Source organism: Xanthomonas arboricola pv. populi, from assembly GCF_002939945.1.
In the GTDB taxonomy this organism is placed as follows: Bacteria; Pseudomonadota; Gammaproteobacteria; order Xanthomonadales; family Xanthomonadaceae; genus Xanthomonas; species Xanthomonas arboricola_A.
On the sequence record NZ_MDEB01000001.1, the window covers coordinates 297,495 to 314,060 of the forward strand.

General features: G+C 65.2%; 27 protein-coding genes and 1 pseudogene. 2 read left to right on the forward strand and 26 right to left on the reverse strand.

The annotated features are described in order from the left end of the window. Position 1 precedes the first annotated feature (1 nt). The 14 genes from XaplCFBP3123_RS01430 to XaplCFBP3123_RS01485 are packed head-to-tail and all read right to left on the reverse strand — an operon-like array spanning position 2 to position 8,878. The gene (locus XaplCFBP3123_RS01430) at positions 2 to 532 is read right to left on the reverse strand and encodes a hypothetical protein (RefSeq protein WP_104532490.1); all 531 of its coding nucleotides are present in this window, start codon (positions 530 to 532) and stop codon (positions 2 to 4) included. Positions 533 to 580: 48 nt separating this feature from the next. Further along, positions 581 to 1,528: a DUF2184 domain-containing protein gene (locus tag XaplCFBP3123_RS01435; protein ID WP_253254110.1), complete on the reverse strand. Its 948-nt coding sequence runs from the start codon at positions 1,526 to 1,528 to the stop codon at positions 581 to 583. Between the two features lie 13 nt (positions 1,529 to 1,541). After that, positions 1,542 to 1,982, reverse strand: coding sequence for a structural cement protein Gp24 (locus XaplCFBP3123_RS01440; protein WP_104532492.1), 441 nt, complete (start codon positions 1,980 to 1,982; stop codon positions 1,542 to 1,544). A 3-nt stretch (positions 1,983 to 1,985) separates the two neighbouring features. After that, positions 1,986 to 3,080: a DUF2213 domain-containing protein gene (locus XaplCFBP3123_RS01445; RefSeq protein ID WP_104532493.1), complete on the reverse strand. Its 1,095-nt coding sequence runs from the start codon at positions 3,078 to 3,080 to the stop codon at positions 1,986 to 1,988. A gap of 3 nt (positions 3,081 to 3,083) precedes the next feature. Continuing rightward, positions 3,084 to 4,895: an anti-CBASS protein Acb1 family protein gene (locus XaplCFBP3123_RS01450; RefSeq protein ID WP_104532494.1), complete on the reverse strand. Its 1,812-nt coding sequence runs from the start codon at positions 4,893 to 4,895 to the stop codon at positions 3,084 to 3,086. Continuing rightward, complete coding sequence (locus XaplCFBP3123_RS01455) at positions 4,895 to 6,124, reverse strand: PBSX family phage terminase large subunit (RefSeq protein ID WP_104532495.1); 1,230 nt, start codon at positions 6,122 to 6,124, stop codon at positions 4,895 to 4,897. Before XaplCFBP3123_RS01455 ends, XaplCFBP3123_RS01450 begins: the two co-directional genes overlap by 1 nt. Continuing rightward, positions 6,102 to 6,629 (reverse strand): DNA packaging protein, encoded by a 528-nt coding sequence (locus XaplCFBP3123_RS01460; RefSeq protein ID WP_104532496.1) that lies wholly within the window; start codon positions 6,627 to 6,629, stop codon positions 6,102 to 6,104. Before XaplCFBP3123_RS01460 ends, XaplCFBP3123_RS01455 begins: the two co-directional genes overlap by 23 nt. A gap of 30 nt (positions 6,630 to 6,659) precedes the next feature. Then, on the reverse strand, positions 6,660 to 6,830 hold the full coding sequence (locus tag XaplCFBP3123_RS21395; protein ID WP_172453037.1) for a hypothetical protein: 171 nt from the start codon (positions 6,828 to 6,830) through the stop codon (positions 6,660 to 6,662). After that, the gene (locus tag XaplCFBP3123_RS01465) at positions 6,827 to 7,321 is read right to left on the reverse strand and encodes a hypothetical protein (RefSeq protein ID WP_104532497.1); all 495 of its coding nucleotides are present in this window, start codon (positions 7,319 to 7,321) and stop codon (positions 6,827 to 6,829) included. Before XaplCFBP3123_RS01465 ends, XaplCFBP3123_RS21395 begins: the two co-directional genes overlap by 4 nt. After that, positions 7,318 to 7,518, reverse strand: a complete 201-nt coding sequence (locus tag XaplCFBP3123_RS01470) for a hypothetical protein (protein ID WP_104532498.1) — start codon at positions 7,516 to 7,518, stop codon at positions 7,318 to 7,320. The genes XaplCFBP3123_RS01465 and XaplCFBP3123_RS01470 overlap by 4 nt, the downstream gene beginning before the upstream one ends. A 2-nt stretch (positions 7,519 to 7,520) precedes the next feature. After that, a complete protein-coding gene (locus tag XaplCFBP3123_RS21800) occupies positions 7,521 to 7,652 on the reverse strand; it encodes a hypothetical protein (protein ID WP_301182378.1) in 132 nt (43 codons plus the stop codon). 1 nt (position 7,653) lies between these two features. Next, positions 7,654 to 7,866, reverse strand: a complete 213-nt coding sequence (locus XaplCFBP3123_RS01475) for a hypothetical protein (RefSeq protein WP_047130278.1) — start codon at positions 7,864 to 7,866, stop codon at positions 7,654 to 7,656. Further along, complete coding sequence (locus XaplCFBP3123_RS01480) at positions 7,863 to 8,366, reverse strand: hypothetical protein (protein WP_127159223.1); 504 nt, start codon at positions 8,364 to 8,366, stop codon at positions 7,863 to 7,865. The genes XaplCFBP3123_RS01475 and XaplCFBP3123_RS01480 overlap by 4 nt, the downstream gene beginning before the upstream one ends. Continuing rightward, complete coding sequence (locus XaplCFBP3123_RS01485) at positions 8,363 to 8,878, reverse strand: glycoside hydrolase family 24 protein (RefSeq protein ID WP_104532499.1); 516 nt, start codon at positions 8,876 to 8,878, stop codon at positions 8,363 to 8,365. The genes XaplCFBP3123_RS01480 and XaplCFBP3123_RS01485 overlap by 4 nt, the downstream gene beginning before the upstream one ends. A gap of 592 nt (positions 8,879 to 9,470) precedes the next feature. Here XaplCFBP3123_RS01485 and XaplCFBP3123_RS01490 point away from each other — a divergent pair. Next, a complete protein-coding gene (locus XaplCFBP3123_RS01490) occupies positions 9,471 to 9,689 on the forward strand; it encodes a hypothetical protein (RefSeq protein ID WP_146091254.1) in 219 nt (72 codons plus the stop codon). On the opposite strand, the gene XaplCFBP3123_RS01495 is transcribed toward XaplCFBP3123_RS01490, so the two are convergent. The 7 genes from XaplCFBP3123_RS01495 to XaplCFBP3123_RS01520 are packed head-to-tail and all read right to left on the reverse strand — an operon-like array spanning position 9,686 to position 12,003. Beyond that, positions 9,686 to 10,225, reverse strand: a complete 540-nt coding sequence (locus XaplCFBP3123_RS01495) for a hypothetical protein (protein ID WP_104532501.1) — start codon at positions 10,223 to 10,225, stop codon at positions 9,686 to 9,688. The genes XaplCFBP3123_RS01490 and XaplCFBP3123_RS01495 overlap by 4 nt on opposite strands. Continuing rightward, positions 10,215 to 10,463 (reverse strand): hypothetical protein, encoded by a 249-nt coding sequence (locus XaplCFBP3123_RS01500; protein ID WP_046735406.1) that lies wholly within the window; start codon positions 10,461 to 10,463, stop codon positions 10,215 to 10,217. Before XaplCFBP3123_RS01500 ends, XaplCFBP3123_RS01495 begins: the two co-directional genes overlap by 11 nt. Beyond that, positions 10,460 to 10,981: a crossover junction endodeoxyribonuclease gene (locus XaplCFBP3123_RS01505; protein ID WP_104532502.1), complete on the reverse strand. Its 522-nt coding sequence runs from the start codon at positions 10,979 to 10,981 to the stop codon at positions 10,460 to 10,462. The genes XaplCFBP3123_RS01500 and XaplCFBP3123_RS01505 overlap by 4 nt, the downstream gene beginning before the upstream one ends. Then, positions 10,978 to 11,199, reverse strand: coding sequence for a hypothetical protein (locus XaplCFBP3123_RS01510; RefSeq protein WP_104532503.1), 222 nt, complete (start codon positions 11,197 to 11,199; stop codon positions 10,978 to 10,980). The genes XaplCFBP3123_RS01505 and XaplCFBP3123_RS01510 overlap by 4 nt, the downstream gene beginning before the upstream one ends. Further along, the gene (locus XaplCFBP3123_RS01515; protein WP_104532504.1) at positions 11,196 to 11,441 is read right to left on the reverse strand and encodes a hypothetical protein; all 246 of its coding nucleotides are present in this window, start codon (positions 11,439 to 11,441) and stop codon (positions 11,196 to 11,198) included. Before XaplCFBP3123_RS01515 ends, XaplCFBP3123_RS01510 begins: the two co-directional genes overlap by 4 nt. Then, positions 11,438 to 11,611, reverse strand: coding sequence for a hypothetical protein (locus XaplCFBP3123_RS21400; RefSeq protein ID WP_172453038.1), 174 nt, complete (start codon positions 11,609 to 11,611; stop codon positions 11,438 to 11,440). The genes XaplCFBP3123_RS01515 and XaplCFBP3123_RS21400 overlap by 4 nt, the downstream gene beginning before the upstream one ends. Next, a complete protein-coding gene (locus XaplCFBP3123_RS01520) occupies positions 11,608 to 12,003 on the reverse strand; it encodes a hypothetical protein (RefSeq protein ID WP_104532505.1) in 396 nt (131 codons plus the stop codon). Before XaplCFBP3123_RS01520 ends, XaplCFBP3123_RS21400 begins: the two co-directional genes overlap by 4 nt. Positions 12,004 to 12,068: 65 nt before the next feature. Here XaplCFBP3123_RS01520 and XaplCFBP3123_RS01525 point away from each other — a divergent pair, with 65 nt between their 5' ends. Then, positions 12,069 to 12,761 (forward strand): hypothetical protein, encoded by a 693-nt coding sequence (locus XaplCFBP3123_RS01525; RefSeq protein WP_104532506.1) that lies wholly within the window; start codon positions 12,069 to 12,071, stop codon positions 12,759 to 12,761. 5 nt (positions 12,762 to 12,766) lie between these two features. Here the strand turns inward: XaplCFBP3123_RS01525 and XaplCFBP3123_RS01530 are convergent, their stop codons facing one another. The 5 genes and pseudogenes from XaplCFBP3123_RS01530 to XaplCFBP3123_RS01550 all read right to left on the reverse strand — a co-directional run bounded on the left by XaplCFBP3123_RS01530 (position 12,767) and on the right by XaplCFBP3123_RS01550 (position 16,461). Next, positions 12,767 to 13,399 (reverse strand): hypothetical protein, encoded by a 633-nt coding sequence (locus XaplCFBP3123_RS01530; RefSeq protein WP_104532507.1) that lies wholly within the window; start codon positions 13,397 to 13,399, stop codon positions 12,767 to 12,769. Positions 13,400 to 13,509: 110 nt separating this feature from the next. Next, positions 13,510 to 14,925: pseudogene (gene dnaB, locus XaplCFBP3123_RS01535) on the reverse strand (replicative DNA helicase); the annotation flags it as partial. Further along, positions 14,922 to 15,794, reverse strand: coding sequence for a hypothetical protein (locus XaplCFBP3123_RS21145; protein WP_104537267.1), 873 nt, complete (start codon positions 15,792 to 15,794; stop codon positions 14,922 to 14,924). The pseudogene dnaB and the gene XaplCFBP3123_RS21145, both read right to left, overlap by 4 nt. Continuing rightward, a complete protein-coding gene (locus XaplCFBP3123_RS01545) occupies positions 15,794 to 15,985 on the reverse strand; it encodes a hypothetical protein (RefSeq protein ID WP_104532509.1) in 192 nt (63 codons plus the stop codon). The genes XaplCFBP3123_RS21145 and XaplCFBP3123_RS01545 overlap by 1 nt, the downstream gene beginning before the upstream one ends. Further along, positions 15,982 to 16,461: a phage regulatory CII family protein gene (locus XaplCFBP3123_RS01550; protein WP_047130269.1), complete on the reverse strand. Its 480-nt coding sequence runs from the start codon at positions 16,459 to 16,461 to the stop codon at positions 15,982 to 15,984. The genes XaplCFBP3123_RS01545 and XaplCFBP3123_RS01550 overlap by 4 nt, the downstream gene beginning before the upstream one ends. Positions 16,462 to 16,566: the final 105 nt, after the last annotated feature.

Here is a 16,566-nt window from a genome sequence, read left to right on the forward strand (position 1 = left end):
ATCAGCTCCCGGTCTTGGACTTCTCGGCGTCGTCCAGCGCGGCCTGCAGCTTCTCCAAGCCCCAGCGCTTGTCGTGCTTGATGCCGCCGGCTTCCAGCTTGGCGATCAGATCGACCTTCTTCTGGTCGTCGGCGGCCTTCGCGTCGATCACCGCCTGAGCGGCAGCAGCGGCTTCGGCCTTCAGCGCGTCGAGCGATGCGCTGATACGTGCCTCGCGGTCCACTTCGTCCAGCGAATTCCAGTCCTCCAGCGACAGCGCCGAGGCCTTGAACGCTTGCTGCACGACATCGTCGCGCGTGACGCTATCGCCGCCTTCGATGAGCAGGATGCTGTCGGGCAGGTTGAACGTGCCGAGCAGGAACGGCGCGGTGTCGTCCTCCGACTCGCTGAGGATGTTCGCGGCGAGCCACGCCTGCACGACGGCGTTCTTCTTGATGGCCGTCCAGTTCGGCACGGTGGCCGGCGAGCCGGGAATGATCTCGGTGCCGTCCGGCAACGCCAGCGGCGTCTTGTGGTTGTTGCTGATCTTCATTGCATGCTCCGGTGTGGCCCCGCCGGTGACGCGCGGGGCCGTTGTGGATCAGATGCCGTCGACGTAGACGACCTGCTTGGGGAGGCGCACGTCCAGGCCGCCCAGGCGCATCACGCCCGGGATGTCCCAGCGCAACGGGCCGCTCTGGTACACCGGCAAGAATCGGTGCGGCATCGGCATGTGCAGCTTCAGGACATTGGCGTCGTAGCGGTACGCGATCATGCGTGCGACGCCGCCGGCACCTGCCGTGTCCAGGTCACGTAGACCGCGCACCGTCAGCTGTTGCCCGGTGGTAGCGGTGTAGACGTTGTTGGCCAGGAAGTACTGCAGGATGGTCATGTCGCTGTTGTCGCTCATCTTCTTGGTGGAGATGAGCATGAACTTCGACCACGGCAGCAGCAGGCGATCGGCGATCGCGGTGGTGTTGGTGCCGTTGAACACGTTGAGGATTGCCGAGTTCATGTCGGCGACGATCTGGTCGGGCGTGGCGGTACCGGCTGCCTGCAAGGTGCCCCATGCGCCGGTGGGCGCTGCAACCGGCGTTACGCCGGCAGCGTTGAACAGGCCGGTGAAACCCTTGCTTGCGTCGCCCTGTAGCGCCACGCGGTCCACCATCACCTCCGAGGCCCGGCGCGCGACGGCAGCGTCCTCGTTGGGCAGGTTGATGCCGAGCAGCTGCGCGCGCCCGACCTCTTCCCAGCCGTAGCCGTAGCCGATACCAGCGGTGTGCACGCCGGTCTGGAACTGCGAGCGGTTGGTGCCGGCCTTCGGGATATCGTCGGCGTTGCCGTTGATCCAGTCGGCCTTACCGTACTGGTCCTGCGAGTAGTAGGTGACCGACGTGGCGAACTCGCTGCCGGACGTATCGACCGGGACCAGGTCGCGGTACTGGATGTCCGGGTAGACGGTCCGGTAGACGCCGGGCTCGATGATGGTGGTCTGCGAGACCACGAAGCCCATGACTACCTGGGCGTCGAAGAGTGGATGTGCACGCATGCGGATAGGCTCCTTAGCCGAGACGGACAACGGCCAGCTGGGCTGCCGCGGTGGCGCTGGTGTCCCAGCGGGCGCCATTGATGGCGGTGTTGTTGGTGGCGACGTTGGTGAACGCGCCGGCTGCGGTGAGGTACACCGGATCGCCAGCGGCGACAGCGACCGAGGCGGTCACCCAGATGTCGCCCTTGGTGATGACGCGCGCCGATGCACGCTGCGGAAACAGGTCCAGGCCCGTGGCCGAGCGATCCAGCAGCGTGATGCCGACGAACTTCAGGTTGGCGCCGCCGAACGTGACGATGCCCTTGTCCGTCGCGCCCTGTGCCACGGCCAGGCCGAACGCGAGGCCGGCGACGTCCTCGACAGTGCGAGAGATGATGGTGGACGGGATCATCGTGGCCTGCATGCCGCGCGTGGCTGCAGGCTGGATGTCCGGATAGTTGGTTTGCAGTGCCATGGCTTAGGCCCCCTGGTTCTTGGTGCGGTAATCGAGGCCGGCGACGGACGCGGCGTAGCCGTTGTCCTGCACGACGGTGCGAAATTTGGCGCCGTCCTTCAGCGCCTGCACAACGGGATCTTTGGGCTTACAGCTATCGGCCAGAATGTCGAAGCGCGCCTCGATGTATGCGTCGCCCTTGCCGGCGATGGCGGCGTCGCCGAGATTGCCGATGACAGCAGCCTTGCGAACGTCCGCATCGCTTTTGCCGCTGTAGTCGGTGTCGTGGATTGCCTTGGCCGCGGCCAAAAGATCGCCACGCGCCTGCACGCGCGCATCCAGGGCAGCGGCATCCAGCACCTTGCCCTTCAGGTCGTCGATGGAGGCGTCGCGCTTGGCGATCTCGGCATCCTTCAGCGCGAGGGCTGCGGTGTGGTCGGTTGCCTGGCGCGCGGCAACTGCGTTGGAGTCGGAGAGCTGGCGCAGCAGCTTGTCGATGGCCTGGGCGCCGGCGTCGGTGGTCTCGACGGACAGCCCATCGACCAGGACGGTCCGGGTCTTGATGTCAGGCATTGAAGTGTTCCTCTGATGGTTGTCGTCGCCGATACGAAGGTGTTCACCACCGCGCGCCCGGTCGACTAGCGCGAGATGGTTGTTGCGGATGTTTCGTTGCACGGCGTCGTACGGCTCGCCTTCGGGCGTCACGCCATCCTCGAAGACGATCTCCGCGGTGTAGCCCTGCGACAGCTCGACCTTGCCGGCCTCCCAGTCGGCGATGGCCGCCTTGTCCATGAGCACCAGCGGCACGCGCACGAACTTGTCGTCGTGCCGCACCTCGTCGCCGGTCTGACCGACGGCGTACTGCTTCCAGTTGCTCGCGTCGACCATCACCGGCGGGTGGTCGTTGGTCATGGGCCGGTGCGCGAAGCTGCGCAGCGTTGCGTCGGAGAAGACCTCTTCGGGCGGGCGGTATAGCCGCACGATGGGCATCTCCGGCTTGCCGACCTCGGATCCCAGGTATTGCTGGATGCCGGTGCGCGCCACCTTTGCATCGGCCACGAGGTAGCCGTCCGCGGTGCGGCGTGGCGCCGTCACCGAGACTCGATCTTTCAGAAACATGGTTCAGTCCTCGCGGAGCTCTTCGAAGATTTCCGGGCCCAGCACGATGCGGCCCCGGTACGGCTCAACCTTCGACAGGTCGATGGGCGACTTCGTCAGGCTGATGTGCGGCGTGTAGTCCGGGAAGTCGTGCGAAGCGCCTGCCCGGACGATCTCCTCATGGCGCCAAGCGAGCTGCGTGGACGCGAACAGGATCACCGCCGACATACCGCCTAACGGCTCGATGGCACGCGGCCCACCGCGCGGAATGATCAGCTCACCGCTGCTATCGCTGCTCCACTCACTCGCGTTGCCCGCCTTGATCCAGTCGAAGCGCTGGCGCGAATAAGCCACCGTCACGTGCAGGTCGTCGGCGATGTCCGTGATGCCCTGCTCCCGCGCCCAGGCTTCGATCTCCGCCGCGTTGAGCACGTCCCGGCGCACATACAGCGAGCGAGGCTCGGCGTCTGTCAGCGGATTGCCCTGGTTGCCCTGCGTAGCAGCCAGCGTGGCCGCTGCACGCTCCTCCTCGTCCTGATCCTCCTGCCAGTCCGGATTCGCCCTGGTGAAGTCGTCCATCGCCGATTCCAGGCCAGGCGCTACGCCCGCCTCGGTCAGCATGTTCACCGCCACCTCGGCCAGCACCTCGTCGGGAATGAGCTTGGTGTCGGCGAGGGTCTTGATCGTGTCGGCCGTGGTTTTGCCGTTGGTGGCGCGCTCGGTGTCGCTGGTCTGCCACAGGCTGCGCCAGCTGTAGAACACGTCCTTCGGTCGGCTGCCGAGCGCCGAGTAGATCAGGCACTCATCCAGCACCGACATGGCCGGCGTGTAGATGAGCTCCTGGCCTGACTTGATGCGGTCGTAGTAGTTCCGGATGTCGTTGTCGCCGGTGCTGTTCAGACCGCCGGGCGACTGCCCCAGCAGACGCGTCAACGGGATATCCGCCGCGCCCGACACCTGCTGCAGGAAGGCCAGCATCACATCGACCAATCCGCTGAAGGACGCCGACTTCTGCGTGTAGGTCTCCTCCCCATCCAGCACCAGCATGCCGTTGATGCCCTTGGCCATCGCCGCGAGCTGCAGGCGCTGAAGCAGCTGCGCCTCATACGCTGGATCTGCCAGCTGCGACATGAGGTTCGGGATGTTCAGCACATCGACCTTCGCCTCGAATACCAGGCTGGCGATGTTGGCGCTCGTGCTGTCCGCCTGCTTCACCGCGTCGCTGGTCGCCATCAGGACCGAGTCGCCCCAGCCGTCACCGTGATCGATATCCGGATCCGGCCGGTGGGCACCGTGCAGGATGACCAGCCGCGAGGGATGAATCTCGACCTGGCCGGCGCGGGCTGAGGTGAGCGTGTAGAACGCAGGCCGCCCGTAGGTGGGCGACTCGGCATCGCGATCCTGCTCGCCTGCAGTCAGCACGCTCTTGGTCAGCACGTTGAGGTGCTTGACGCCCTTCTTCCTTACGCGCGTCGGGTCCAGCGGCCTACTGGGGTCTGTGTCGCCTGTAGCGATGTAGATCGCTGCGCCACCGAACAGCCGCGCCTTGGTGTGCGCCTCCAGCAGCTTCACCTGCAGCCCCAGCCGCTTCTCCTCCGCCTCAAGGGCGCTGATCTGGGTCTGATCGGCATTCCACGTCCGCCAGTTGCGGCAGCCGTCAAGCGCAGGAATGTCGATGATCTTGCGAGCGAGCCACGTGCCGCGGTAGGCGTTGCTGGCATCAATGTCGCTCAGCGGCGCGAGCGCGTAGTGGCTGTGCAGCGCCTTGTCGCGCCAGGTGCCCAGGTTGGCCACGAGATTGACCAGCCCGTCTTTCAGTTGTGCGAGCTTGCCCATCAGAGTGCGTTTCCAAGGTTGTAGAGCGACTTCTTCATCACCGGCTCCAGCGAGTAGCGGATGGCGTCGATGTAGTGGTTATGGGCGTCAACGACGTCCGGGAGCACATCACCCGAGAGGCGATCAACCTTGTAGCTGTAAAGCCGGAACTCGCTGAGCGTGCCGGCGCAGCGCGGGTGGATCACAACCTCTTTGTAGCTCCGGATATGGGCAATGCCGTCCTCAACGCTCCCCTTGCCCTTGGCTGCGGCAGCCACACGGGGCATGCCATGGCGATTCACGTAGCTGATCGACTCCGGGCGGGCGCTATCTGCCCTCGCGACGAACTTGTCAAAGCCATCAATGCGGTCGCCAATGAATTTCGTCGTGTGGTCCAACTCCAGCCCCACCTTGCCGGCGTCGTACTCCACATACAGGCGCTGATCGTGCACCCAGCAACGGACCGCCGTGGTGGGGTCCAAAGCGAAGCCCCAGTCGATGCCCTGATACGGGCCGTGCCAATCTTTGCCCGGCTCAAACTCGGCCACGCGGTACTTGTCGGCGAAGATCTGCGCCTTGCTGCGCTTTTGGTAGGCGCCATCCCAGATGTGCTGGTAAGTGTCGTCGTCCAGCAGAACCAGATCGTTCTGACGCTCTTCCTCCAATTCCGGCGGGAACCATGGGTTGTCCGAGTAGTTCACCTGCGCGATGCGCGAGCGCGTCGGAGTGTTCTTCCGAAACCGCTGGTCTGTAGGGCTACCGTCCTTCTCAGGGTTCCAGGTCACCCAGATCTCGGAGCCCGGCTCGCGCACAGTGGGCACCAGCTTCTGCCATGCCGCAGCGCTGACGTTCTCAGCCTCGTCGATCCAGGCCAGATGCACGCGCGCCTTGGACTTGATGCTGTCCAAATTGTGGCGCAGGCCCGCGAATAGGTAGCTAATGCGCTTGTCGCGCGTGCGGATGAACTTCTCGCCGATGTCGTAATGCCGATCTAGCCACGGCACCGAGCGGATCGCCTGCTTGACCTCCTCCATCGAGGAGTCTTCCAGCGAATTCATGAACTCGCGGCCGCACAGGATGGCGCCGGTCCTCCCAGACTGAGCCAGCGCGTAGCCGCGCACAGCGGACATCAAGGCGAAGGTGCGGGTCTTAGCCGAGCCTCGCCCCCCGTGGGCGCCTCGGTAGCGCGCCTCGCCGGTGAAGACATCGATCAGCTTCGGCGGCAGCTCAATCCGTGCTTCTACTGCCATTGCCAGCCACCAGAGTGATGATCGTGGGCCCAGCAAGCGGCACACCCTCAGGGCCACTGACCTCCTGCTGGATCTTGTCTCCGTACCGCTTCGGATCCCACTTGGCCAGCAGCTTCAGGCGGGTTTCTATCCGCAGCTTCGAGCGCTGGATGTGGTCGTGATCCGGAACCTCTCGGCCATCCTTGTCGGACGTGTAGTCCCGGCTTCCGTCATCGGCAATGTGCAGGCACTCCGCCGCAAGCGAGTCGAACCCTTCCTCGCGTGCGCGTGCGATGGCTGCGGATACTCGGGTGCCTCTTGCTGTCGCAACACCTAGATCGTCTTTTTCATCCATCCAGTCTTTGACCGTCCGGTAAGCCGGCATGCCCTTATCGCGACATATCGCTGCAAGTGGCTCCCCCTGTGACAGCCGGGATGCGATGCGCTCAATTAGGGCGTGGCTGTACTTGGACGGGCGGCCCGGCCGCTTGGCAGGCGCCTTCTTGGGTGTCTTCTTCTTGGGCATGGGTTTGGCTCCCCGGGTGGGGCCGATGGGTCAGGGAAAGAAACCGCCCCACCACAGCAGGGCAATTATCAGGAAGGTGGCGACGATGCTGGACACGGCGTCGTGGTGCCCCGTCTTGGGCTCGCCGTGCCTGGCGATTTCCAGGCCAATGCCGAGCATGGCCAGCGCCAGATAGATCAACTGAGGTGTTCCCAGACTCATGGCGTCACCTCGGCTGGCTGTCGGAGGGCTTGGTATCGGTCGACGGCTTCGTCGCGCTCGGACTGGGCGAGCTCGCAGGCTCGTACAACTCGCGCCGCACTTGCCCCGCGTAGTCGGTCTTGTTCTGCAGCTTCTGCGGCAGCGGCGGCACCACCGGACAGACGGTCGGTTTCACAACCTGCCCACAGCCGCCGAACCCGGCCAAGCTCGGAGTCACGGCCAGCAACAGCAGCCGCAATGCGCGCGTCGTAGTCAGCATCGATCTTGTCCTCTCGGGTGGTGGCCTTGTCGCCGGCTTGCTGCGCGGCTCCGGCCTGCTGGTGTTCTGTCGTCCGGGCGGCCTGCTCCCCGGCCAGGGCGCCGAGGGCGGCCCCTGCCTCCTGCTTGCTGGTGGCCCCCTCGGCACGATCACCGCGCCAGGCCCAGCCGGCACCGAACATGGCCCCCGACCACACAAGCGCGGCGATGATGGCGATCGCCGTGCGGTTCACGGCGCTTTCTCCGATACCGCCTTGGTCACCGTCGCACCGCACAGCGGGCAGGCGATCTTGTAGTAATCGCTCTCGCGCTGGTCGGGCTGGCGAATGGCCTCGTTGGTGTTCCACTCGAACACAGTGCCGCAGGTGCGGCAGGTGCTCTCGTGCGTGTCCCCGACCGACGGGTGACGGCACTGCTTGATGATGCGCATGGTCAGATCCTTGCGTTGGTATAGGCGATCCAGATCCAGGCCAGCGCGGCCAGCAGCAGGCCGCACAGGGTGGTAACCAGCCAGCCGGGCGGATCGCGTGGCGGCGGCAGGCCGCGGTCCCAGTTGTCGGCCATGTCAGGAGCCAGCCTCGCGCTGCGCCCGGTAGTAGTAGCCGCCGATGGCACCCATCAGCGGGCCCAGGTTGCCCAGGAGCAGCATCAGCACGTCCTTGTTGCCCGCCGGGATCTCGGAGTTGACGAGCACCGCGATGGCCAAGCCGTAGAGCAGGAACACGATCAAGGCGATGCCGAGTCGAGCCGTGCCCATGTTTCGGGTGATGAAGGTCATGGCGTGACCGCCGATGCTCCCATGACCAGGCGCATGACCAGGCGCGACACTGCGCGCTTATCGCGCTCGGTGGCATCGCTGAACATCTCCCAGCGGAACTCCTGGATCACCGAGCCGAACTCAAGCCAGTCGCCCTTGCGTGCCGCTGCCCACAAGTCGGCGCTGTCACGCACCACCGTGGCGCCGATGATGTCGGCGATGGCGATGATGTACGGCAGCGAGCCGCGCATTTCCGGGTGCACGGCCAGCAGCTCGAAGAATCGACCGCGCAATGTCTCCTGGGCTTCCATGACGTCCTCGGTCAGCTCCAGGGTGGCGGCGCGCTCACTCTGCTCACGGGTTTCGATCGCACGGCCGTAGCCCAGACGCAGGACGTGCCGGCTGTCGCGACGTGGGCGGGTTGTCCGGCCCCAGCATTCCTGCAGCAGCAGCACGGCCTCGTTGAGCGATTCGCGCTCTGCGGTCAGCAGGGCTTCGTCGTCCAGGTCCGGCATCGTCATGCGCTCCCAACCTTGCCGCCGGCCTTCTTGTACGCGGCGATGAGCTTCTCGATGGCGTGCTCGGGCTGGCCGTAGCCGGCGCCCGGCAGGCTTGCCCACAGGTTGCGCACCTTCGCCACCGCTTCCACGAAGCGACCGGCCTGGATGTCGGCGATCGCGCGCCGCTCCTTGATCAGCTGCAGCGCCCAGCGGTCCTGCGAGAGCGGGCCGAAGTCCGGCAACTTCAGCAGGTCGCGGTAGTGCGCGTAATCCTTGAGCATGAACTGGTAGCGGCCAGACGCGTTGCTGGTCAGCCCCTTCGAGTTGATCGGCTTCGACTTGCGGCCGCCGGCGAACGGATGCCGGCTGTAGTCGGTGAAGATCTCCGGCTTGCGATCGGCGCCGGTGACGATGACGTCATACCCGTCGTTTTTCGTAGCCGGGCTGGTGGACGTGCCCTCGGAATGCGCCAGCATGTCCAGGAAAGCCACAACGTTGCGGCCACCGGCTTGTTCGGGCGTGATGACCGCCATTGCTGCCTCCAAACAGAAAGCCCCGCCGGCTGGCAGGGCTGGAGCCGCGCGTCGGCGGCGGAAATAGGTGCCGGTTACGGTTCCGGCGCTGCATGCGCAGCCGTCTCCCGGGCGTCTCTCGACGAGCCGGAGGTGCCGCGACCAGGTACTCCCAGTCCAAGCGGCGATAGGTGCCCGCCCCGCTGCCGGCTAGGCACGAGGTTTGATCCGGTCTGGGATGCGGGCATTGAAGAACGGCGAGCACCGCCGCGGTGGTCCTGTCCCTTCAGCAGGTCCGCTGCGCCGCGCTGGTCCCGTCCAGCTGGGGCAGATCGCGGCAGTGCTCTCCGATAGGTACCGACCGCCGCCGGCGGATTGGTGGGCGGCGTCATGTCGCCGGCCCGTGCGCGATCCCGGCGCGCAGCGCCTCGCTTCTCGACGAGGACCTGGCACGCTGGCAGCGGTCGGTATTGGGGCCCCAGAAACGCGAAAACCCGGCGCTTGGCCGGGTTTCAGGGGGAACTTTTGACAGTTGCAGAATTAGGGCATTTGCGTGTGCAACTTGTCAAGCGGCAAAATCAGGAACACCTCTACTGCTGCAAGGAGATACAGCGTGGCAAACGGAATTACGCTCAGTGACGGCCGCATGATCAATGCGGACTACATCGCCTTAGTGACTTCACTCGTCCGCAATGGAGCGAATTCGGGTTTTCGAATAGACCTCAGCAACTCCCAGCAGGTAGTTGTCAGCGGGGACGAGTCTGCTGTCGCCCAAGATTACGAAAAAGTCTGCCAAGCAATTGGCGTCGGCCACTCCGTCAACTACCTCTAAGCGGCGACAGCTACGCCACCCAGCCAATCGAGCCCTCGTTGCAACTCGCGGCGGTACTGCCATACCGAGATAGTGCCGCCGTACTGCTCCACGACCAGTCGGGCCTTTACCGCCTGGCTCGCCGCGACTGTGAACTCGGTGCGCACCACCAGCACGCGCAGTGGGAATTGCCTGGACATGGACGCCAGGGCGCGGTCGATCCAGCGCAGGTCATCGGGGATGCCGATGTCGACGGCGACCTCCGGATTGTCATGCGGCCGGTCGGCATCGTTCCGCGCGCGCACCGGATCTACGGCCCAGGCCGGGATCTCGCCGAGTGCTGTCAGCCCAGCCCGCTCTGCCATGAAGCGCCGCCGCTGGCGACCGTCGCGCTCCACCAGCTCGCAGAAGGCCTGCTCCACCGTCTTGGGCGCGTAATCCTTGGCGTTCTCCAGCACGTGCCGGCTGCGGTCGGCGCGGCTCAGGGTGTAACGGTTTGCGTGGGCGTATCCCCACCGGCGCAGCTCAGCGAGCAGCGGATCTTCATTACGCCGCATGGCGAAATTCCTCCAACGTTTCATCATCCAGCCGGAACTGCGGCAGCCTGCCGTCGTCCTGGCACATCCCCATCTGCCTGCTCTCATTGCCCTGGCAGTGCACGATCCCCAGCGTCCGATCGCGGCAGCTGCAGAACGCGCACAGCCCGCGCTTGCGCACTGCCGCCGCGTACCGTTTCCGGAGCAGCTTCTCGTAGTAGGCCTCGGGCCGGCTCAGGTTCGTCGGGTTGAGTGTCATGCAGCCAGGGCTCCCGGCTGGTTCTTCTGCTCGTGCCACAGAGCCAGCAGCAACGCCTCGGCGCGGCCGTCGTCCTTCTTGCGCTGCAGCTGGGGCGCGGCGGACGGGAAGCGCCGGATGGCCAGCTGCCGCGATGCGTCCTTGTCCCGACCGATCAGCCCGAAATGGCGCTTCCAGCTCTGCGGCTCGGCCAGGCTGAAGGGGATGCCCATCACCTCGAGCACGGCCTTCGCCTTCGCGTAGCTCTCGCCGAAGTTCATCGACGACTGCGCGCCCGGTTTCCGGTCCCCCTTTGGCGGCATCGCGCGAACGCGCTCCACGCAGGCGGAGAAGACCGCACCCGGATGCTGGCTGCGGATCTCGCGGATGAAGACCGCGATCGCACGCGCATCGACTTCCTGCTTCTTGCCCACCGTCATTGTCGGCATGTCCAGGATCGGGCCAGCCTCGCCGTCGATCAGTGCGGCCACGGCGCCGGACATGCCGGGGTCAATTCCGAACACCACGCGCAGCGTCATCGTGCACCTGCCTTCAGCGCATAGGTCTGCTGCGCCCGCTCGCGTGTGCTGGCGATCGCCTTCTGCTTGCCGACGGCGACGCGCCGCTCCACCTCGGCAATCGTGTCGGCGCCGTCGCGGATTGCGTCGATGCACCGCGCATAGGCCGGATAGGTGCGCGAGAACTCGGCCACACTCGCGAACACCTTGCCCTCAAATCGGATCGGGGTGGCGGTCATGGCCGCTTCTCCAGTGCGGCCAGCAGCGCGTCGGCCTGCTTCACCGCGTCGTGCGCAATCCACTGGCTGACCTTCATGTCGTTCACGGCCGCATGCCGCGCCAAACGGTTGTAGCCGTCCTCGCTCTGGATGCTGCCGACGATCCCTTGCATCGCCGCCTTCGCGAACTCTTCGCGCTTGGTCAGACTCTCCACGCGCTGATCGCCGTTCGAGATCAGCTTCGCTGACTGCTGGATGCTCATGCCGCCTTCCTCCGCTCTACATCGGCTTCGTCCCAGCCCTCGCGCCAGGCCTCGCGGAGCAGTGCGCCCTCTTCGCCCATGGCGTACTTCGGTGAGTCGTCGCGCTTCTTACTGGCCTGACGCGCGCGGTGGCCGGCGAGCCGGGCGTTCTCGTATTGCTGCTGGTTCATGCTGCCCTCGGGATGTTGAGTAGGTGGTCCTGGTAGGTCTGCCAGGCTTCAGTGCCGCGGCCGCCCAGGACGTCGAACGTCCAGACGCGGAACTCGCGGGCGTGGTGCTTGAAACTGGGCCCGAAAACCTCGCGCATGCGGTCGCGGGTCATGCCGGGCATCTGGTCGCCGTCGTGGTGCCAGGCGCCGAGTGCGACGACCGCGTGCTGGCCGATCTGCTTCTGGCCGTGCAGGTCGCCGAGGTTGCGGTGGTGGATCTGCGTGTGGCCGCACTGGATGGCGCGCTGCAGGCCGGCTGCGATGCGCCAGCGGCACACGACGCAGCCAAGTGCGCGCGCGGCGTCCTGGTACGCCTGCTCAGGCTTGGTAGCAGCCTTGATCGCACGACGCATCAGGAGTACTCCCTGCGCATCTCAACCTTGCGTATGCTCCCGGCCTTCAGACCGTGGAGACAGGCATGGACGCAAATCCAAAGATCAGCTGGGCGCGGGCACTCGTGGTTTCTGGTTGGATGTCGGCGGGCGCCGCATCGGCATTCGGCGTGCTTGGATTCATCGGCCAAATTCATTTCGGCAAGGACGCGCCCGCCTGGGTCCAGGCGGTGGGCAGCATCGCAGCAATTCTCATCGCAGTAGCCGTACCGGCGGCTCAGCACAGGCTGGCGACAAATGCGAGATCTCAGGAAGCTGCTGACCGGGCGCGGAGCCTCGGCTTGCAGCTCCTCCCGCACATGATGTCTCTCGCAGAGAAGAACGGAGACATTTGGGCATATGAGCACCCTGATCACCACGTCGAAATCGCGGGACCAGACCAATGTTTTCTGGGGGAGCGGACGAAGCAGGCACTCACCGTCCCCAAAGGCATTGCAGACGTGGTCGGACAACTGCACGAGCTCGGCAGCGCCGCCGAAGGCCTCCAGCACGCCCTCTATAACATCGAGAGAGCGCGAGAACTCCTGACCGTAGTAACGGTCGTGCCCAATTCGGATAACTTTTACGGCGACGAGCCGTTCGACAGGACTTTGATTTTCGGGAAGAAGGCGTTTTATGACCTTATGGACGAAGCACTCAAGGGACTTATTAGGAGCCAAAACGAGATCGAGGCGCTGTTCCGCCACCCGAGCAGTCCACTCGCTCCCCCGAAACAGTGAGGTCTTCATGCAGCGATGCCTCTCTGCACGGACTTCCCCTGCGCCATCATCCAGAACTCGGCCAGCACATCGTCGATCAGCACGTGGGCGTAGGCGCTGCCGATGTGGCCAGTAATGCCCTCGAACAGCCGCCGGAACTCGTCCTCATCCATCGAATCGAACGCCAGCGACCGCGCGACGGTGACGGGGATCGTTTCGATCCTCGGCAGGACTTCACGCAGCAGCTTCGCGGCACCAGGACCGAAGGCCGCATCTGACGCTGCCAGCACCGCGGCTACGACCGGCGTGGCGTCCATGTCGATCTGCTCGCAGCAGACGTTCGCCTCACGCTGCAGCTGCTTGATCGCCTCGTGGCTGTCCAGGTTCTCCCAGCCCTCGACGTTTTCGACCATCAGCTGGCCGATCTTGTGCAGCAACCGGTGGCGCCAGGCGTCGCGCGGCGCCTTGATTTCCAGCCGCACCTCTTGGCCGCGCCGGTAGCCGCGCTGCTTCATCAGCTCGCGGTCGACTGGATGCTCGGCGAGCATGGCCAGCCGCTCCTCGCCGGTGTCCATCACCACCACGCGCTCGATCAGCGCATAGATCGGACGTGATGCGCGCTTGGCGCGGATCTTCTTTGCTGCAGCAGTCATGGTCATGCGTCGACGTCCTGCCGCGGCGCGCGCGGAGTGAGATTGCGGAAGCCGCGCGGGCGCGGCGCGGGCTTGCGGTCGTCGCTTTCGATCGGCGCCGGCTCCCAGTACTCGGGCAGGTTCTGGAACTTGAAGCGCTCCGGCATGTAGAGCACGCGCACCTCGCCAGGCGGGCCACTGCGCTGCAGCGGAACCAGCAGCTCGGCGGTGCCCTTCCAGCGGCTGTCGCGGTGGTACACCTCGTCGCGGTAGATGAAGATCACCGCATCGGCGTCCTGCTCGATCGATCCGGAGTCACGCAGATCCGCAGGCTGCGGGCGTTTGTCGGGGCGGTCTTCCAGCTTGCGATTGAGCTGCGAGAGCAGCAGCACCGGCACGCCCAGCTCACCGGCCAGCAGCTTCAGGCCGCGGCTGATATCGCCGACCCCGTTGGCGCGGTTGTCGCCCTGGATCTCCATCAGCTGCAGGTAGTCGATGACGATCAGGCCCAGCGGCTTACGGGCGTGCTGCCGGCGTGCCTGTGAGCTGACGTGCTCGACGCGAGCGCGGCGCGGCCGGCTGACGAAGATGTCCGCCGCGCGCAGCTTGCTCATCGCGCTGGTGACGTTCGTCCAGTCCACGTCGTCCAGGTCGCCTGAGCGGATCCGGTTGCCATCAATGCCGCCGACCGACGCCAGCATGCGGTCGCCCAGCTCCTCGGCTTGCATCTCGAAGCTGAAGACCGCGACCGCTTTGCGCAGGTGCAGCGCGACGTGCTCGGCGATGTTCTGCGCCAGCGTGGTCTTGCCCATCTTCGGGCGCGCCGCCAGAACGTACAGGCCGCCCGGCTTCAGGCCACCCAGCAGGTCATCCAGGTCGTCGATGCCGGTGGTGATGCCGTGGATACCGCCGCCGTCGCGGGAGCGCTCGCCCAGGCGCTCGAACACGCGATCCATCACTGGAGCGACCGCTTCCAGCTCGCACGGCTGGCTGTCCATGAGCGAGCCGATGCGCGACTGGGCGGCGCCGATCAGCTCGATGCTGCTCTGCCCCTCCGAGTTGTAGCCTGCGTTGGCGATGTCGGTGCCGACCTGGATCAGCCGGCGAAGCCGCGCCTTGTCCGCCACGATCTCCGCATAGGCGCGGATGTTGGCCGCCGACGGCGTGGTACTGGCCAGCTCGATCAGGTAGGCGCCATCGGCCACCTGCTCCAGCAGCCCCTGCGCTTTGAACCAGTCGCCCATGGTCACCATGTCGAAGGGCCGGCGCGGGTTCGCTGTCGCCATCTCGCGGATGGCGCGGAAGATCAGCACATGGTCGCGGCGGTAGAAGTCGCCCTCCTCCACCAGGTCGGCGATGTCGTCCCATGCGCGGTTGACCAGCATCAGACCACCGAGCACAGCCTGCTCGGCTTCCACGCTGTGCGGCGGCATGCGCAGTGCCTCCGAAGGCCGGTCGTGCCACATAGACGCGCTCTCGGCGCGCTCGGCGTCCAGCTGGTCGAGAAATTGCGACTCGTCGGCGTGGTGGTCGTAGTCGTAGATCGTGCTCATGCGGCGTTCTCCGTCATTGCTCGATCGAACAGCTTCGCGATGACGTTCTCGCGCAGCAGGTACTCGAAGTCGGGCTTCCAGTTTTCATGGCCGGCACCGCCAGGCTTGCGGCCGGAATGGAACTCGTCGTCAGCGGCGGTCTCGAACAGCGCCGTCCAGAATTCGGCCGTGACGCGCTCGTTGCCGTAGAGCTGATGGCAGATGGCCCGGACGGTCGGCAGGGCCTTCTCGACCGCCTTGAGCCGCGGCTTGTTCAGCACGGTGCATGCGGTCAGTTCGCCGTTGGGCTTGGCCAGCAGGCGGTTGTAGGCGGCCTGTGCTTCCTCGGCGATCTGCTGGATCCGCTGGGCTTTGCGTTTGCTCAGGTCTGCAGGTGGGGGACCAGGCGGGGTCAGCGTCAACGACGCGGACGAATCCGAGCGAAGCGAGGATGTTTCCTCTTCCCTTCCCTGTTCCTTTCCCTTCCCTGTTCCTTTCCTTTCAGGTGGTGAGGACTCACTGAGTTGTGCGTGAGTCGTAACTGAGGACTCCCACACAACCTGCATCGCCTTGATTTTACTGGGTGTTGGCCTGTTGACCCGCTGGTGCTCATCGAATTTCACGACGCGGCCATAGCGCTTCCCGTCTTCGCCGACGCCGAGCTCGATGAAGCCGACTTTTGCCAACGATTGGAGGCTGTCGTGAGTACTCACTGAGGACTCACGGAGCGGTAAGCACTCGGCTTTAACCAGTGCCGGGTTGGCGTTGAAGTAGCCCTCGTCATCCGCGTGGTTGAGCAACGCGGCGGCAAGCATGTGTGTGATCTCTGGCAGTGCGCTCAGATCCTCGTGCTTCCAGAATTCGGGCTTGATGGTGCGGATTCTGGCCATCAGACAATCCCGCCCGCCCGCTCCAAGCGCTTTACCTGACGGTCGCTGCGGCCCTCGCACTCGCGCTTGAGGTCCAGCCAGTAGGCGCGTGCAAGGCCCTTCTTGCCGGCCCCCTGCGCACGCCGCAGCAGCTCGGCCAAGCGGCGAATGCGGCGCTCCCGGCGCCAGTCTTCGAGCAACTGCAGGATCATGCTGCGGCCCTCGTGACCTTGGCCTCGGCGAACGCGGCCTGCGCCATCTGTCCGAAGATCGCCTGCAGCTGGCCGCACAGCGTTGCCAGTGCCTTCGCCTCGTTGAGCGTGAGCACCTGGTCTGCGTACGAATCGGCGATGAGCTTGCAGAGCTTGCCCTTCAGCTCGCCGGCATCCAGCAGCGATTCGACAACGCCGCCGGCCAGCGTCACGTCGGCGCGCTGGACGATGAAGTCGTGCTCGGCGGCGAGCGCGTGCAGGATCCGAAAGTCGCCGCTTAGCCCCATGATCTCGCTGGCTTCGGCCAGGGTCAGGTGGTGCGTGCGCGTGTTCGGGTTGACCTTGCTGCGGAGGACGGCCGCAGACATCTGCTTCTCCTCGCCCTTGTCGTTGATCGAGATCAGACGAGTAGCCAGGGCAAGGCTGCCGCCGGGATAGTCTTTGACGGTCTTGTGTGCTGCATCGGAGATGTTCATTGGCGGGATACCTGAACGGGGATCGTGAAGGGACAATCCGCCACGCTTTGCGCCATGGACGCACTGCAACGACGGATCAAATCAGCGAGAAGAAGGGCCCCAAAC